General features: G+C 46.3%; 14 protein-coding genes and 1 tRNA gene. 8 read left to right on the top strand and 7 right to left on the bottom strand.

The features are described 5' to 3' along the window. Window positions 1-575 precede the first annotated feature (575 nt). Genes Q4Q46_RS04280 through cydX form a run of 3 tightly spaced genes read left to right on the top strand, consistent with a single transcriptional unit; the run spans window position 576 to window position 3423 of the window. Entirely contained in the window at window positions 576-2132 is a 1557-nt protein-coding gene (locus Q4Q46_RS04280) for a cytochrome ubiquinol oxidase subunit I (protein WP_106651106.1), read from the top strand. A gap of 15 nt (window positions 2133-2147) precedes the next feature. Then, window positions 2148-3287: a cytochrome d ubiquinol oxidase subunit II gene (gene cydB / locus Q4Q46_RS04275; protein ID WP_311905316.1), complete on the top strand. Its 1140-nt coding sequence runs from the start codon at window positions 2148-2150 to the stop codon at window positions 3285-3287. Window positions 3288-3306: 19 nt separating this feature from the next. Then, window positions 3307-3423, top strand: coding sequence for a cytochrome bd-I oxidase subunit CydX (gene cydX / locus Q4Q46_RS04270; protein ID WP_006082469.1), 117 nt, complete (start codon window positions 3307-3309; stop codon window positions 3421-3423). Between the two features lie 266 nt (window positions 3424-3689). On the opposite strand, the gene Q4Q46_RS04265 is transcribed toward cydX, so the two are convergent. Continuing rightward, on the bottom strand, window positions 3690-5693 hold the full coding sequence (locus tag Q4Q46_RS04265) for a methyl-accepting chemotaxis protein (protein WP_311890047.1): 2004 nt from the start codon (window positions 5691-5693) through the stop codon (window positions 3690-3692). 259 nt (window positions 5694-5952) lie between these two features. Here Q4Q46_RS04265 and Q4Q46_RS04260 point away from each other — a divergent pair, with 259 nt between their 5' ends. Continuing rightward, entirely contained in the window at window positions 5953-6198 is a 246-nt protein-coding gene (locus tag Q4Q46_RS04260) for an HP1242/YdcH family protein (protein WP_115334205.1), read from the top strand. On the opposite strand, the gene Q4Q46_RS04255 is transcribed toward Q4Q46_RS04260, so the two are convergent. After that, window positions 6195-9263 (bottom strand): efflux RND transporter permease subunit, encoded by a 3069-nt coding sequence (locus tag Q4Q46_RS04255; RefSeq protein ID WP_311905315.1) that lies wholly within the window; start codon window positions 9261-9263, stop codon window positions 6195-6197. The two genes, Q4Q46_RS04260 and Q4Q46_RS04255, sit on opposite strands and share 4 nt — an antisense overlap. Window positions 9264-9265: 2 nt before the next feature. After that, complete coding sequence (locus tag Q4Q46_RS04250; protein ID WP_311905314.1) at window positions 9266-10372, bottom strand: efflux RND transporter periplasmic adaptor subunit; 1107 nt, start codon at window positions 10370-10372, stop codon at window positions 9266-9268. A gap of 139 nt (window positions 10373-10511) precedes the next feature. Between Q4Q46_RS04250 and Q4Q46_RS04245 the strand changes: the two genes are divergently transcribed. Together Q4Q46_RS04245 and Q4Q46_RS04240 are read left to right on the top strand one after the other, a co-directional pair. Further along, window positions 10512-11141, top strand: a complete 630-nt coding sequence (locus Q4Q46_RS04245; RefSeq protein WP_220590765.1) for a TetR/AcrR family transcriptional regulator — start codon at window positions 10512-10514, stop codon at window positions 11139-11141. A 119-nt stretch (window positions 11142-11260) separates the two neighbouring features. Then, window positions 11261-12205, top strand: a complete 945-nt coding sequence (locus tag Q4Q46_RS04240) for a DUF6268 family outer membrane beta-barrel protein (RefSeq protein WP_311905313.1) — start codon at window positions 11261-11263, stop codon at window positions 12203-12205. A 12-nt stretch (window positions 12206-12217) separates the two neighbouring features. On the opposite strand, the gene Q4Q46_RS04235 is transcribed toward Q4Q46_RS04240, so the two are convergent. From Q4Q46_RS04235 to Q4Q46_RS04220, 4 genes are all read right to left on the bottom strand, one after another. After that, window positions 12218-12778 carry a chalcone isomerase family protein gene (locus tag Q4Q46_RS04235; RefSeq protein ID WP_311905312.1) on the bottom strand — a complete coding sequence of 187 codons (561 nt, stop codon included), beginning with the start codon at window positions 12776-12778 and terminating at the stop codon, window positions 12218-12220. Between the two features lie 292 nt (window positions 12779-13070). After that, window positions 13071-13550, bottom strand: a complete 480-nt coding sequence (locus tag Q4Q46_RS04230; RefSeq protein WP_311905311.1) for a DUF2947 domain-containing protein — start codon at window positions 13548-13550, stop codon at window positions 13071-13073. Window positions 13551-13790: 240 nt separating this feature from the next. Then, window positions 13791-13866: transfer RNA gene (locus Q4Q46_RS04225), tRNA-Arg, on the bottom strand. A gap of 55 nt (window positions 13867-13921) precedes the next feature. Beyond that, window positions 13922-15088, bottom strand: coding sequence for a flagellar assembly protein FlgT (locus Q4Q46_RS04220; RefSeq protein WP_311905310.1), 1167 nt, complete (start codon window positions 15086-15088; stop codon window positions 13922-13924). 279 nt (window positions 15089-15367) lie between these two features. Between Q4Q46_RS04220 and Q4Q46_RS04215 the strand changes: the two genes are divergently transcribed. After that, window positions 15368-16000: a FlgO family outer membrane protein gene (locus Q4Q46_RS04215; RefSeq protein WP_012587208.1), complete on the top strand. Its 633-nt coding sequence runs from the start codon at window positions 15368-15370 to the stop codon at window positions 15998-16000. Next, window positions 15997-16446, top strand: a complete 450-nt coding sequence (locus Q4Q46_RS04210) for an LPP20 family lipoprotein (protein ID WP_006085649.1) — start codon at window positions 15997-15999, stop codon at window positions 16444-16446. The genes Q4Q46_RS04215 and Q4Q46_RS04210 overlap by 4 nt, the downstream gene beginning before the upstream one ends. The last annotated feature ends 13 nt before the right edge of the window (window positions 16447-16459 follow it).

Below are 16459 nucleotides of genomic sequence, written 5' to 3'. Positions count from 1 at the left end.
TTAAATTAATTTTATCTGAAAATATTTTTATGTTTTCTTAGTTAATTTGTTGCAACATTATTTGTTTGTTAGTTTTTTGGCAGCTGGAGCTGATTTGCGGCAGCTAATCAATAAAAGTAGGGGTTTACATTAATTGATGTGTGCTCACTACTCCTGTTTTATGTGGTTGTCAATCCCTCTCAATGGGGAAGTGTGTGCCTCACCGCAAAACCCACCTAAACCACTGAGTTTGATTGATTTGCATCAAAGCGAGGTGGTATAAAATAGCCACAAATGAAAGCGAATAAATATCTTAACTATCTGATATTTATATCGATGAGATCATTTGATTGATTAAGTGGTAGGGTGTTGGTCTCAGTTACTTGCGATAGTGTGACTCGCGTCTCAATATGCGACGGATATTGGTACTTTTTAACCCTTGCTGCTTCGAACTAATGAAAAAGATTAAATTTAACGGTTTATACTGATGTTCAGATATAAACACAAAATGAAAACTCACTATCCTACAAAGGCACTTGCTGTGATTGACGCGGGTTTTGTCATAGCAATTGGACGCACCAAGTAAGGAGTCACCGATGATTGTTGAAGAGGTTGTTGAGCTATCGCGGTTGCAGTTTGCGCTGACAGCCATGTATCACTTCCTGTTTGTTCCCTTGACCTTGGGGTTGGCATTTTTGCTGGCTATCATGGAATCACTGTATGTGATGACAGATAAACAAATTTATAAAGATATGACTAAGTTCTGGGGTAAGTTATTTGGTATTAACTTTGCCTTGGGGGTTACCACAGGTTTGGCAATGGAATTCCAGTTTGGTACTAACTGGTCTTACTATTCGCATTACGTAGGGGACATCTTTGGTGCGCCTCTGGCTATTGAAGGTTTAATGGCCTTCTTCCTCGAATCTACCTTCGTCGGTATGTTCTTCTTCGGTTGGGATCGTTTCACTAAACGTCAACATTTAGTGGTGACTTGGTTAGTGGCCTTTGGCTCTAACATGTCGGCATTGTGGATTTTAGTGGCAAACGGTTGGATGCAAAACCCTGTGGGTTCTGTGTTCAACTACGAAACCATGCGCATGGAAATGACCAGCTTCGCAGAAGTGGTGTTTAACCCTGTTGCGCAGGTGAAGTTTGTTCACACTGTGGCTTCGGGTTATGTGGCGGGTGCCATGTTTGTGCTGGCGATCAGTGCTTATTACATCCTCAAGAAACGTGACTTACCTTTTGCCCGTCGCTCATTTGCTATTGCGGCAAGCTTTGGTATGGCGGCGATTTTATCGGTTATCGTCTTAGGTGATGAATCTGGTTATAAAGTCGGTGAAGCACAGCGTGTTAAGTTAGCGGCAATTGAAGCTGAATGGCACACAGAACCTGCTCCTGCGGCCTTTACTGCGGTTGGTTTCCCAAATCAAGAAACCATGCACACGGATTATGCGATCAAAATTCCTTATGCGATGGGCATTGTGGCAACACGTTCATTGGATGAAGAAGTCACGGGGATCCGTGATTTGATTGCTGAGCATGAAGTGCGTATCCGTAACGGTATGAAAGCTTATGCCATGTTAGTGAAGCTGCGTGCGGGTGAAGAAACCCCTGAACTGCGTGCGGCCTTTGAAGAAGCAAAAGTCGACTTAGGCTATGGTTTCTTACTGAAACGCTACACAGACAAAGTGGTTGATGCCACTGAAGAGCAAATTAAAGCAGCAGCTAAAGATTCTATCCCGAACGTAGCACCGATTTTCTGGAGCTTCCGTGTGATGGTGGGTCTAGGCTTTATCATGTTGTTCGTATTTGCTGCGGCTTTCTGGCAAAGCACACGTCATCAAATCGCTGAGAAGAAATGGGTACTTAAAGCTGCACTTTATAGCTTGCCATTACCTTGGATCGCGATTGAGTGTGGTTGGTTTGTGGCTGAGTATGGTCGTCAACCTTGGACGATTTCTGAGGTACTACCGACCTTTATGTCTGCATCGAGTTTAACGACTGGCGACTTATGGTTCAGTATCCTTTCTATCACCCTGTTCTACACTGTGCTGCTGGTGATTGAGATGTTCTTGATGTTTAAGTTTGCCCGCATTGGTCCGAGCAGTTTAAAAACTGGTCGTTATCATTTCGAGAACCTAGAAGCCTAAGCAGAGGATTTCATTATGTTTGATTATGAAATATTAAGAGTTATCTGGTGGGCTCTGATCGGCGTACTGTTCATCGGATTTGCGGTTACTGACGGTTTTGACATGGGTGTCGGTGCGTTACTGCCAATCATAGGCAAAGACGATACTGAACGCCGTATCATGGTCAACACTATTGCTCCCCATTGGGACGGCAACCAAGTGTGGTTAATCACAGCAGGTGGTGCGTTATTTGCCGCTTGGCCTATGGTGTATGCAGTGTCTTTCTCTGGCTTCTATGTCGCCATGATGTTAGTGCTGTTTGCCCTTTACATGCGTCCAGTCGGATTCGATTACCGTTCTAAAATTGAAAATCCAAAGTGGCGTAAGTCGTGGGACTGGGCCTTGTTTGCCGGCGGTTTTGTACCTCCACTGATCATAGGCGTAGCCTTTGGCAACTTGTTACAAGGCGTACCGTTTGAATTCGATGAGTTCCTACGTGCGACTTACCACGGTGGTCTATTCGGTCTGTTGAATCCTTTCGGTCTACTGGCAGGTCTTGTGAGCGTGAGCATGTTTATGATGCAAGGCGCTTCTTGGCTACAAATGAAGACTGATAGCGAGCTGCGAGTTCGTGCTGCGAAAGCCACGCAATTCTTCGCACTATTAGTGGCTGTGTTGTTTGCAGCAGCAGGCGTGTGGTTAGCCAATGGTATTGATGGTTATGTCGTGACATCAGTCCTTGACCATAATGCGGTGTCTAACCCAGCAATGAAAACAGTCGCGATTGAAGCGGGTGCTTGGCTTGCCAACTATGACAAATACCCCATCACTATGTTGTTCCCTTTCTTAGGTGTGCTATTGCCGCTGTTAGTGATTCTGGTGAGCCGCTTTAACCGTTCAGGTTTTGCGTTCCTATTCAGTTCGCTGACTGTCGCTATGGTGATTTTGACGTGCGGTGCAGCTATGTTCCCATTCGTTATGCCATCATCACTAGACCCTAACGTCAGTTTGACTATGTGGGATGCAACAGCCAGTAAAACTACCTTAGGGGTGATGACTGCTGCCGCTGCGATTTTCGTCCCTATAGTATTGAGCTACACTGTTTGGACTTACTACAAGATGTTTGGTCGTATCGGCCGTAAACATATTGAAGATAACAAAGCCTCACTCTATTAGGCATTAAGGAGCATCTGCTATGTGGTATTTTACGTGGATATTAGGGGTTTTGTTGGCCTGTTCTTTCGGGATTATCAATGCCCTGTGGCTTGAGAATACTGAGAACATGGACAGATCGGCAGATGATGCCGAGTAACGTCTAAACTCGATTTAAAAAACCTCGCACTAGCGGGGTTTTTTATTGGGATTTATTTACTGGGTGAGGTAAGGTTTAGCCTGTGTTGGGCTCTTTTAAAATAGCTATCCTCAATAACTATCTCCTCAAGTCGCTTTCTTGAATGATGCCCAAAACTGTTGGAATCGCGGCCATAAAAAATGCCACCCAGTGTGGGTGGCATTTGATAAACAACTCATTAAAAATTTGAGCTAGTGGTGTTAATTGAACCTGTCGAGCGAGTCTATCTAGGCCTTAAACTGGCTTATTTGGCGTTTTAAAGCCGCCGCTAAGGAAGACAGTTCATTGGCTGAATGTACGGTTTCAGTGGCACGGTGCTCGCCCTCATTTGCTAGTTCACTGATCTGATGCAGATTGTGAGTAATTTCCTCTGCAACACTGCTTTGCTGTTCAGTTGCTGAGGCTATATTACGTGAACTAATGGCGAGTTCACCAATCCGGCGGGTGATTTCCTTAAGCTGCTCGCCGGTTGCTTCGCCCTGTGCTGCGGATTCCATACCTAATTGATGACTCTGACCCATTTGCTCTGTGGTGCTTTTCACTTGGGTTTGTAGCTTTCCAATTGTTTGGCCAATTTCTAAAATGGATGATTGGGTGCGCTGGGCTAAGGTTCTCACCTCATCGGCAACGACCGCAAAGCCTCGACCTTGATCGCCTGCGCGCGCCGCTTCAATCGCCGCATTGAGTGCCAGTAAGTTTGTCTGCTCGGCAATGCTGTTAATCACTTCGGTGACTTTACTGATGGCTTCACTTTCGTGACTGACTTTTTCAACCGACTGATGACTGTTACTGAGCTGTTCACTGAGCTTGAGTAAATCTTGCACTACTTTAACTTGCTGATCTTGGCCTTCTTTGGCTGCGGCATCCACTTGCTGGCTCTGAACTGCGCCGTCTTGGGCATGGTTCGCCACATCACGAATAGAGGTCGACATTTCTTCAATGGCTGTGGCAATTTGATCCGTTTGTAGCATTAAGGCCTGAGCTTCTTCGCCATTCTGTTTGGCGATACTTTGTGCCTTAGAAGCCTGCTGCTCTAAACTCATCACCGAATCCTGCAGGGCAATGATCAACTGCCTTAACTCTGAGGACATGGTCGATACACTGGTGGTGATGCGATCAACTTCGTTTTGACTCTGTGGTTCCGATGGCGCTAAGTGATGACTAAAATTGCCACTGCCTAGCCTTTCCATATGCACTTGTAGGGCATGTAACGGTTTAAGTGCACGGATTAATACTACTGAAAGCAGTGCTGTGATCAGCGCAATCCCTGTGAGGGCAACGATAGCGTTGATAGTGAGTAACTGCATACTTTCTTCATTGAGTTCACTTGCCTTAACTTGGCCTACCAACATCCAATTCCAGCCGGTTACGGTTTGGCTATAGGCAAACATAGGCTCATTTTTACTATTGCTATAACTGTACTCAGAATCATCTTTCGTGGCCTCAGCCACACTTAACCCATCGAGCATACTCTCGGTGATAACGTCGCCAGCATTAAACTGAGGATGCGCGACTAGTACATTGTCCGCTTTACGCACTAACAGAAAACGGCCGCTTTCTTCTAGGGTGAGTCTGTTTACTGCATCTTTTAATTGTTTTAACGAGCTGGTGATGTCAAAGCCAATATATAAGATACCAATGACTTGGCCTTGGACGTCCTTTACTGGGCGATAGACTGTCATATAGTCTTTGCCGAAGAGTTTGGCGTAGCCTTCGTATTCTTGGCCGCTGATCAGCGCTTGATAGCCTGGATGCGTTTTGCCGAGGAAGGTGCCTAGTGCACGGCTACCATCGGCTTTTTTGAGTGAGGTCGACACCCGCATAAAATCATCGCCATCACGCACGAATACCGTTGCCGTGCCGCCTGTCAGGTTAGCAAAACGATCGACTTTACTTTTTGAGGAGTTAATTTGTTCTTGTTCGTGCATGAGGGCGGGGGAGCTGACTCCCATCACATTGACGGTTTTATTTGGTTTACTAAATTGCCCTGGATACATTTCCTTAAACACATCGGCGTTGCGCCTTGCAAGCTGCAAAAGGCTATCGTATTGCAGTTCTAACATGTCTGAAACGGCACGCATTTCGGACTTCATGGCACTCATGCCTTTATCTTCTAATACATTTGAAGCGGCTTTGTAGGAAACGGTACTGAGTATGCCGAAAATGGTGAGTGTGAGAATAAACGCGAGGGCACCTATTTGTTTTGCAATAGGCCAATTTTTATAATTCATCGTACGATCCTATAGGTAACGGTTACATCAATGTAGCCTAAGTCTCACTCCATGGTCTTGATATGGGTCTAGTATTTAAGCAATTGTATAGTCAATTCTTTGATATTTTACCAGTTTTAGACTTGAGTTAATGGATTCATTCCACAGACATGTCGGCAGATAAAAAGTCCTGCTAACTGGCCGTATTGTGATGGCATGGACTAAGCTGCTTAAGGTGAATGGAGTTCATAGTGTCAGAACCATTATAGGGGAAGTGTATATGCTAGGTGAGAATCATGCGTTAGTTTATGAGTTTCCTGATTTTGTCGATCAAATTAAGCATCTAAAAGTCAATAATAGCTCCTTTGCGACTATGGCCAGTCGTTACCATGAGCTCGACAATAAAATTAGGGCACTGGAGTTAACTAAAGTGCCCACCGCCGATGAGCACTTTTTAGCGTTAAAATTAGAGCGGTTAAACCTCAAAGATAAACTGTATCAATACCTAGTCCACGATGCGATTTAAGCTGGAATGGCGGACTGATTGTTCGCCATACGGGTTTTCATCAACAGTAGATACATAGTCGGTACCCAAACCAGAGAGAGCAAAGTCGTCAGCAGCGTGCCGCCCGCGATAGCAATGGCAAAGGGAGGCCAAAATCCGCCGCCAGCAATGATAAGCGGGATAAACCCGCCCACTGTGGTGATGGTTGTTGAGCTGATATGGCGGCCACAACTGCTGACGGTTGAGACTATGGTTTCCATATCGCCGAGTCTAGCACTCGGCATATCCTCAAGTTCAGCCAAGATCACTATGGCAGCGTTAATGGCCAGTCCCATCAAGCCTAGTAAACCTATGATGACAGGGAATCCAAAGGGATAGCCGAACACAAACACGGCTAATAGGCCAAGCCCGGCTGATTGTATCGCGCTCAACAAAATGATGGCCGTGAGCCTGAAGGAGTTGAACGACAACACCACAGTGGCCAATAACAAGGTGACGACTAACATCACATTGGAGAGCAAATTGCCGACCGCTTCGTTACGTTTTGCGCTTTCACCTCCGATTTCAATGCGATAACCCGATGGCAGCGCGAGTTGTGCCACTTTATCTTTGACATCGTTCAGCACCTGGGCGGGTAACACGCCACTGACAATATAGGCTTCTATGGTATTCACCCTTTGGCCGTTACGTCTTGGAATGGCGCCGCGACTCACTTGTACTTCGTTGTGGGCGAGGGCAGAGAGCGCGACCGACTCACCTGAAGGTGTCACTAATTGGATTTCTGAAAGGCGGGTGACTTGTTCGCGACTGCCATCACCGAGTCGCACTCGAACGGGTAATGACTCCGTTTGCTCAAGTACGCTGCCACCGATAACGCCCGTGGTCGACATTTGGATTTGCTTGGCGATATCCGTCAGACTTAAACCACTCATTAAGCTGGCATCTTCATTCACTTGCAGCCACAGCTTAGGCGCACCGGCACTTAAGGTGGCTCGGGTATGGAGCACGTCCGGTGTTTGCGCGAGGATATTGCGGACTTCGTCGCCTAGCGTTCGCAACGTATCGAGATTCGGACCGAAGATCATCAACTCTACCGGCGCATTAAAGGGCGGACCTTGCTCGAGTTTGCGAACTAGCACTTGTGCCTCGGGGAAAGCGCTATCGAATTGCTGTTGTAATTCGGGGATCAGCTCATTGGCACGTTCAAAGTCGGTCACTTTCACCATGGCCTGCGCATAGTTAGTCGCGCCCTGTTGGCGCTGCGTCAGGTTGTAATAAAATGAGGGCGTATTGCCGCCCACCACCCAATCGACTTGGGTTATCCCATTGACAGCATGGAGCTTTTTATCCATCAGTTGCACTTGGTTCAAAGTGTTTTCTAAACTCACATGGGGCGCAAGATAGACTTCAATTTGGAACATGTCCCTGTCCGATGGCGGAAAGAATTGCTCTGTCATCTTGCCCGAGGCGTAAAAACCTAATACTGGCGTAATACCAATAAGCAGCGCACTGAGAATAGGGCGCTTAAGGGCGATTCTGAGGCTGGTTTGAAAATATTGGCTCACAAGCGGGAGATTTATTCCGTGTTGATACCAGACATCATGTTTGCCTTCATGGCTAAATCGTCCCGCAAGTCCCGCAATTATCGTGTGGGAAATCAGGTAAGAGCCCAGCAGCGCAAACATCACTGACATGGCAATGCCACCGACAAACTCTCCTGCTGCACCGGGCATCAGCACTATGGGCGCAAAGGCTAGAATCGTGGTAATCGTTGAACCTGCTAAGGGTAACCAAAGGTGGTGTATGGTTTCACTCACTGCGGCTAGGCGGCTCATCCCTTGTTGGCGCCGTTGTGAGATGGCATCGACAATCACAATCGCATTATCCACCATGATCCCAAGGGCGACGACGAGTCCAGTCACCGACATTTGATGTATGGGCAGGCCGATATATTTCATGCAGGCCAAGGTAAACAGTGCCGTGAGGGGCAATGAAATCGCTACTATGATGGCGTTTCGTAGTCCGAGGGTGAGTAGCAATACCAGCAAGATGATCACAAATCCTTGCAGCAGGTTAACCACGAGTCCGCCAAGGCGATCGCTGGTGTAACTGTTTTGCTCGAATAGCCATTGGATCTGGATATTGGCGGGCACTTCGCGATTAAGTTCATCGACGACGCTATTCACTTGTGCTTGCCAGAGATCGACACGGTTATTGTTAAGCATGCGCGCGGCGACAAAAACGCCTTGTTCACCATCGACTAAGGCTATGCTGTCCGCGGGCGTTTTGGCTTGGCGCGTGACAGTGGCAATATCTCCAAGGCGAATAATTTGGCCTTGGTTATCAATTTTAAGTGGCACTTGGCGAATGCGTGTTAATGAGTCGAGTTCGCCCGAGACTTCGACTAAGGCGCGAAATTCACTGTTATTAATTTCACCCGCGGCAATTTTACTGTCGGCGCCGCTGAGAATATGGGCGATGGAAGCGGGAGTGAGTTGTAACTGGCTCATCTTGTTGCCATCGAGCTGCACTAGCATTTCTTCGGTCGGCGCGCCGTAGAGTTTGACAAAATCCGTGCCCGATAACAGCCTGAGCCTGCTCTGTAATTCCTTCGCGTAGCGGTTGAGCATATCGACTCGAACGGGCGTATTGCTATTCCACACTAAGCTTAAAATGGCGGTATAGGCATAACCAATTTGATCATCGAGTGTCGGGGATGGTATGCCCTCGGGCAGATTGATTTTCGCATCGGCTAATAAATCCCGCGCCCGAGACCACACGGGATCTGTCTCCATGACTGTGTCTTTTAATTCTAACTGTATGACTGAAATCCCCGGCCGAGAGGTCGATTGGATCAGCTTGATTTCTTCTAAGCGTCTGAGCTGATTTTCGAGCACTTCCGTGACTAATGCTTCGACCCGTTCAGCCGAAGCTCCGGGATAAGGGGTGATCACAGAGGCGAAACGGTTAGTTATGTGTGGATCTTCAGTGCGCGGCAGACTCGAGATAGCGCCAAAGCCCGCGACCAGTAATAGTGCAATAACGAGGCTGACTAAGCGGCCATTTTCAACAAAGGCTTTAATCATAACTACCTCGTGGCTGCGGCAATAGGAGACACGGCTTGGCCTACGACCAGCTTATGGAGTCCTTGGCTGACATAGATTTCATTGGGCTGAATCGCGCCTTGAATGTAGGCCATGTCTTGGGTTGTGTAGAGAATTTCCACATCTCGGCGCTCTATGATGGATTGCTGTTCATCATTTGCGATGACATACAGATTCCATAATCCGCGAATGCCATCCGTCAGCGCTGAAATTGGCACCCAATACCCAGCCTGCTCAATTTGCTGCTGTTGATGCAGATACGCAATTTCACCGTTAATCACACGGGCATCTTGGGGCAGGCTGATCCTAAGTTGTAGGGTGCGACTGACGGGATTCACTTCGGCGCTGATACCGGCAATTTCGGCGGTAAAGGTTTGGTCTTGCACGCTGACTTGTACTTGCTGTCCGGCGTGAAACTGCTCCGCTAACGCGACAGGTACGCCAATGTAGGCTTCAGGATTGATATTGCCCACTAAGGTGAAAATGGGGCTACCCGCAGCAACCACTTCGCCTAAGTTATGCAGTCTTTGGCTGATGGTGCCGTCGAAAGGCGCCACTAAGATGGATTTATCGAGCTTAAGTTGATTGGCATACTGTGAGGCAAGTAGGCGGTTTTTCGCCGCGGCTAAGCTATTTAATTGTGAGCGGTTTTCATCTAAAAGCTGCTCAGAGACATAACCCGATTTTTTCAATTCTTGATTACGTTTTAGAGTGCTGGTGGCCAGATCAACATCGGCTTGGGTTTGCGCCAGACTCGCTTGGATCTCTTGACGTTCGGCTTCGAGTAGTCGGGTATCGAGAATTGCCAGTATTTGACCTTGCTTCACTTTGATGCCGGAATCGGCCTGTAGTTCGTTTAACTTTCCTGCTAGTTCAAAGCCGACGCCAGTCGTGTTGCCCGCACGGATAGTCCCCGTGAAGGTCTGCTCGTGCTGATAGCTTAGTGTCAGGCTCAACGCTTGGCTCGTGACTGTGGGCAGTACGGTTGTCGTGGCGTGTTCAGTGACTTCCTTTTGGCAGGCGGATAATGTGACTAAAGCAAACACGCAGACGCTGATAGTGCGCCAAGAACGTCGGGCAGTTCGATCCATTTTAAGTGCTTCCGCTGTAAGTCAAACGTTAATGCTATGTAAATAGACTTGCTAGTCTAGTTGTGTGGAACTAGACTGTCTAGTCTATTTTGTGCTTAACTAATGCCAATTTATTATGTCTATCTATTCGAGAGTCGATATGACGCATTCTTCTGAGACGCAGTTACCTCTGAGCCGTAGCGAACAAAAACGTCAGCAAGTGCTTGTGGCTGCTATTGATTTATTTTGTCGTCAAGGGTTCCCTCATACCAGTATGGATGAGGTTGCCAAGCTTGCGGGTGTGTCGAAACAAACCGTCTATTCCCATTACGGCAGTAAAGATGAATTATTTGTTGCGGCAATCGAATCTAAGTGTGTCGGCCATAATCTTAATGATGATTTGTTAAGTGATCCCACTAAGCCGGAATTCGCATTAACCCAATTTGCCCTGCAATTTGGGGAGATGATCGTCAGCCCTGAAGCTATTACGGTATTCAAAGCCTGTGTGGCGCAATCTGAAAGCCATCCCGAAGTGTCGCAGTTGTTCTTCGATGCGGGCCCGAAACATATAGTGGGATTGCTGGCTGACTATTTAGTGAAAGTAGAGGCGTTAGGGCAATATCGATTTGGTAACGCTCACCACAGTGCTGTGCGTTTATGTTTAATGTTGTTTGGTGAGCTAAAACTCAAATTAGAATTGGGGTTAGCGGCCGATGAACTCGCTAACGATAGAAATGCGTATATTTTGGGTTGTGCCGACATGTTTCTGAGGGCGCATAGGGTTAAATAAAACGTGTACGTTAAAAAGGTATCATTTTGTATCTGAATATTGAAAGCATGAACCTTTTAGCTCGATAGCGCGTATTATGCGCAAAAATCTGTTAATCAATTTAAATGCAAGGAGCTGACGTGGCTAATCGAGAACTCTTACCATCGAGCGCAAAACTGCGCCTGCTGAAAAGCGCTGTATTACTGTTGCCGTTAATGAGCTGTGCTGCTATTGCAGCGGATAAACCTTCGCAGGAATATAAGCCTTTTAGATTAAGTGTCGCGCAGATCAGCACCCAGAGTGCCGAGGTTGCCAATGGCAATACCGAGCTTCAAAGGGACAGTTTATTACTGAGTGCAGGGATGAATGTTCCGTTAAATCAGCAATGGTCTTTAGGCTTTCGTGTAGGTTATGACAGGCTGGACTACGACTGGCGTAATATCACCCTTACTGGCGCTAACAGTGTCGCACCGCTTTTTGGTACCGACGGGCAGAATTGGGATCATATCAATCGCTATCGTGCAGGAGTGTCGTTAAATTATCGCATGGATAAACATTGGGCCTTCTTTTTAGCGCCGCAGATCCAATATGCTTACGCCGATACTGCATCGGCCAGCGAAGCCCAGAGTTACGGTATTGTGGCGTCTGCCATGTATGCATTTGATTCGGGGAATATGATTGGTGTTGGTGTCGCGTATCTTAATGATATCGATGAAGTTCGTACTGTGCCTTATCTCGCAATGCGCTGGCAGATAGATGAACATTGGGCACTGGCTAACCCTTTCCAAGCCGGTTTTAGTGGTCCCGCTGGATTAGAGCTGAGTTATCGATTTAATTCCGATTGGAATATTGGCTTTGGTAGTTCGCGTCGTACTGAGCGATTCCTTATCGAAGACGATGACACTGTAGTAGAAACGAACGAATGGGTGAGTTATCTGCGTGGTGGTTGGCGAGCAACGTCTGCAATAACAGTGAATCTTTACGCCGGTTATTACTTTGATGGTGAGTTAGAAGTGACTGACCAAGCCGCGCTTGATATGGATAGCCAAGGCGCTGCGGCCTTGGATATCGAATTCAAATTCTGACGTTAATGTCAGTTATTTACCCAGCATGGCCTCTTTGAGGCTTTTCTGGGCTGGCTTGTCACCTAGCCAAATTTTTAACAGTGCTTGACGGAACATTTCACCTTCGATGGTGGCTTGTTCCTGACCATTTTTATAGGCCGTCACGCCGCGGGCTTTATTGGCGACTAAGGTAAATTGATCACCTTCTTTAATTTCTTCGTTAAACAGCGCCATAAAAGCATCGATTTGCGGTTGAATATCGGCGGTATTATCTGCCGTCGCGTGCTCAAAACCTTCGGTGATCGCATCGCGCATTTTTTCTGAGGTGATCATGCCAGAGGTTATATTAAGGCGGATCGCCGCAATTGGAGCATCGATAACCGCAGTCGTATTACTCAAGGTTGCTGGCAAATACAAACTGCCCACATATAAATCCATAAAGAACTTACTGCGAACCCCCGCGCCATTAAGCTGTAATGCTTGACTATCTAATGTCACAGTATCGGCGACTTGCACACCTGAGACTTCTTTGGCCATTAATGTGTGGGGTAATAACAGCGCGCTGGCTAGGGTAAGAGTGGAGAGTAACTTCATAATACACCTCATTTTTCTATTTTAATTATTGGGTTTTAAGTAAAGCTTTATGAGTATTCACAGCAGAAAGTTGACCCCAACTTCTGAAATACTCGGCATCGAAAATGGATGTTAATCTAAAGTAGAGGGGAGAGATAGGCTAATTGTGCTTAAGTATCTTTCGAGTATGGCATACTCATCATTAAGTATGAGCATGCCAACAAGATGACTCATCGCGTTAAAATACTGACGTAAAAGTATTGATGTAAAACTATTGGCGGGTAAATTATCAGCGTTAAGCAACTGGTATAAATTATCCGCGAGTGCCCAGCTTGTACTGTCCACTCTGTTCGAACATCACGGCTTGTTTCTGTTTTGGTGAGATCAAAATTGGACCGTCGTCGAAGAAGAGAAAACACTTCCAATTACGGACGAACACATCCCAACGAGTTTCAATAATCTGATATTTTTCATAGCAAAAATAGACAGTTGTTTCATCTGGCCATTGAATGAACTCGGCTAACATGTCGGGTAAACTGCTCTCTTCACTATCCCAAGCACTCTGCCAATGATCTGTATCCACCCAAGCATCAGCCTTCGCCGCCCAATCTCCCTTAGTGAATTGCTCCGCACGACTACTCTTGTTGCTAATCCATTGGTTCCAGATTTCCATCGCACTTTTATCTGTTAACGGCAGGATATGCGCCTTGTCCTCGTCAGTGACAGGCAAGTCCTTGTGGTTGAAAATCCACTTACGGCGGTATTGATCTAGCGGGATATAAGTGTTGGCCAAGCAAGCTCTCCTAGGTTGAGCCCTGAAGGCTCATCAAACATCAGTGTGTTGGATTATACTGACTTAGCCAAGTTTAGGGAAATGGCGCAATGTGGCTATATCCTAGTATTGGATTTTATAGTAACGATTAAGAGAGCTGTTTTTTAAGGGATATAGACTGAGGAAGTTTTAAATGTGTTTTTGAAAATTATTCTTATCAGAAAAATCTTCAAGTGAAGTTGAAATCACACAAGCATTATCTGGTCTCTCCACAGGGACTCGAACCCCGATCGGCCGCTTAGGAGGCGGCTGCTCTATCCTGTTGAGCTATAGAGAGACGACAGTGATTATACTGGTTTTATCTCTGATTAAAAGGCTTATGATTTAGTTGCTTAAATCTTAAGCGCTATGTCGTTTATCTGCACATTGTAGGCCGCATTTTGGTCTAAAAGTACTGCTGTTGAGCTTTCTTCACTCACTTGTTCGATTTTTACCGTGGCTCGACTTTTGGTTGCGACGGCGCGCATTTCATTGAGTCTATCCGGTAGGTTTTGCTGTAATACGACTTGGAATTTATCCCCAACACGAATGCCATGTTTACGGCCGAGATTTAAAATGATCCTGTCCGCTTGGCGGCTCACGACTTGGCCGAGTAAGGGTCTGCAATTGAGTGTGCTGTCCAAATCGTGGGTAGCCTGTTGCATTAATTTAGTAATATTTTTGCCATAGGATGATCGCCAGAATCTGTCTGTATTTGGGGCAATAATGGCTTGTTCTTCAAATTCCCATGGCGCCGATGTGCTGTAGCTTTTACTCCAGACTTCTTCGCCACTGATCCCATGATAAAGGCTAAGTTTGAACTGGAATTGCCTGAGTGGAGCTTCATCCCAGAATCCTAGGAAGGTTGGCTGCACTGGCTCCATTGAGATATCCATAATTTGTGGTTGGAGGATATATTGGCTGTCGGTAATTTCACTGAGCCAGCTTGGGAGTCGATAACCGCGGATATCCACTAGATCTTGCTTAATATCGAGCAGCTCTTTAGCGTGAGTGTGGCTAAAGCCTGTGGCGGAGTAATCTTCTATAACACTACCAAGTTTTTCTGAAATAACTTCTTCAAAACCTGAAAGCTGCCCATATCTGAGCTGAGAACGATCTTTGATTTGTGCTTGAGGGATTAAAATCGCAGCCTTTAATTGTCCATTTGGACACTGCTGCGTAGGATCATCATTTAGATCGAGTCGTAGGGACACATAAATTTTGTTTCCCTGGATTCGTTCGCTAACGAGTTGGATGCTGATGGCTTGGGCGTTGCGATTTATCGCGAAGTTATTCTGTGTAAGGTTTCCGTTAGAGGTTTGTTGTTCACTGGATATTTGAATGCCTGTGCTTAATGTCGCGTAGCTAACGGCTTGATTAATCGCTTCTTCCCTTGCTTGAGCCGTATTACCATTGATAATAGTCGCTTCACCACTGGCTTCTATCCATTCGGCCTGAGTAGGCAAAGACAAGAGTGCAAGGCCCAAAATGATGAGCGAAGCTGAACCTGGTATATGCATCAATACAATCCTTATCGCTAAGCTATTGGCGAGCTTGCTAATCGAGCCAGTTTCCTGACACTTAATCTAATATACCGACAAAGCAAATTTCATGCCTGAGTAACGAGAGTTTTCGATAAAGTTTCCATTGGCGCAGTCGATATACAGCGTATGAGCATAATATTGTCGGGCTGGAGCAATTTTGGTCCGAAGATTGCTGGCTTTTGTTACTCACAAAAATGAAACGCATAGAGTGTGAGTGATTTAATTGCCAGTACACCCACAGATGAGGTAAATCCAATGCTAAAGCGTGTGATTATTCCCTTAACATTGATTATGTTAGGTGGATGCGTGGCTAAATCGGTTACACCGCCCAAGCCGAGTTTAGTGGATGGCAATGGGTTGCCGCCAACGGCAGTGATCAACCATTTAGCACAGCGAATTGTGACAGAGCTCGTTAAGCAAAATGATGCTCTGCGCTCTGATCAGCCAATTGTCGTCGCCACCCCTGTATTAGTAGGTGACATGAATGGCACAAATGCGTTGGCGCAGCAGTTACAGCAAGGATTAATGACGTCGCTCCATAGCTTTCAGTTTAATGTAGTGGATTTGAATTTAGCTGATGGCTTGAGAGTGACGGCTAATGGGGATTTTATTTTGACGCGAGATTGGCAACAATTGTCGAAAAATCTTCCCGTTGAGCATCTTGTCGTTTCGACTATGAGCCCAGTTACCAATGGTATGGCGATCAATACTCGGATTGTGAACATAAGTAACAATCGTGTGGTATCGGCCTCTCAAACTTTTGTGACTCAAAAAGAGTTGGCAAACTACATGCAGCCTTCGGAGCAAATTGTGTCACAAAATGGCATCTTATATCGTCAGGCGAGTCCAGGCATGAATGAAGTGCGTGTTTTAGGAGATGGAAAATGAAACGCTACCTTTTAGTTATTGCGGCGCTAATGCTAACTGGCTGCGCTGCTAAAGATAGATATGTGCAATGGGAAGATGTGCCTCCGCCGAGTTTTCCTAAGTTAACGGCCATAGGATATGCGCCCTTAGCGACTCAACCGGCTAAAGAGCAATCACAAAGAGTGTTGATGGCCATGCAAGCATCAAAAATTGTGGCCTATCGTGAATTAGCAGAACAAGTTTATGGGCAGAAAATAACGGCAAACAGCAGTGTCAGTGATTGGATGTTGACTGACGATAATGTTAAAGCGTCGGTTTCTGGCGTGATCCGTGGGGCGCGGGTCGTTAAGAGTTATCCGGCAGGCGATCATTATGTCACTGAGTTAGAACTGGATTTTTCACAGGTATGGGCGCTGTATCAACAACAGAGTCGTCCACAGCGAGTGAAAGAAGTCACGTATTTCTAGTCATTTCTACATG

It is taken from the genome of Shewanella vaxholmensis, from assembly GCF_031932135.1.
GTDB classification, from domain to species: Bacteria; Pseudomonadota; Gammaproteobacteria; order Enterobacterales; family Shewanellaceae; genus Shewanella; species Shewanella hafniensis.
The sequence above is the reverse complement of the archived record's forward strand: the minus strand, read 5'-3'. Positions and strand labels throughout refer to the sequence as shown.

Coding starts and splice junctions, on each gene's coding strand:
- Q4Q46_RS04280 (WP_106651106.1), top strand. CDS start 576: ATGATTGTTGAAGAGGTTGTTGAGCTATCGCGGTTGCAGTTTGCGCTG.
- cydB (WP_311905316.1), top strand. CDS start 2,148: ATGTTTGATTATGAAATATTAAGAGTTATCTGGTGGGCTCTGATCGGC.
- cydX (WP_006082469.1), top strand. CDS start 3,307: ATGTGGTATTTTACGTGGATATTAGGGGTTTTGTTGGCCTGTTCTTTC.
- Q4Q46_RS04265 (WP_311890047.1), bottom strand. CDS start 5,693: ATGAATTATAAAAATTGGCCTATTGCAAAACAAATAGGTGCCCTCGCG.
- Q4Q46_RS04260 (WP_115334205.1), top strand. CDS start 5,953: ATGCTAGGTGAGAATCATGCGTTAGTTTATGAGTTTCCTGATTTTGTC.
- Q4Q46_RS04255 (WP_311905315.1), bottom strand. CDS start 9,263: ATGATTAAAGCCTTTGTTGAAAATGGCCGCTTAGTCAGCCTCGTTATT.
- Q4Q46_RS04250 (WP_311905314.1), bottom strand. CDS start 10,372: ATGGATCGAACTGCCCGACGTTCTTGGCGCACTATCAGCGTCTGCGTG.
- Q4Q46_RS04245 (WP_220590765.1), top strand. CDS start 10,512: ATGACGCATTCTTCTGAGACGCAGTTACCTCTGAGCCGTAGCGAACAA.
- Q4Q46_RS04235 (WP_311905312.1), bottom strand. CDS start 12,778: ATGAAGTTACTCTCCACTCTTACCCTAGCCAGCGCGCTGTTATTACCC.
- Q4Q46_RS04220 (WP_311905310.1), bottom strand. CDS start 15,088: ATGCATATACCAGGTTCAGCTTCGCTCATCATTTTGGGCCTTGCACTC.
- Q4Q46_RS04215 (WP_012587208.1), top strand. CDS start 15,368: ATGCTAAAGCGTGTGATTATTCCCTTAACATTGATTATGTTAGGTGGA.
- Q4Q46_RS04210 (WP_006085649.1), top strand. CDS start 15,997: ATGAAACGCTACCTTTTAGTTATTGCGGCGCTAATGCTAACTGGCTGC.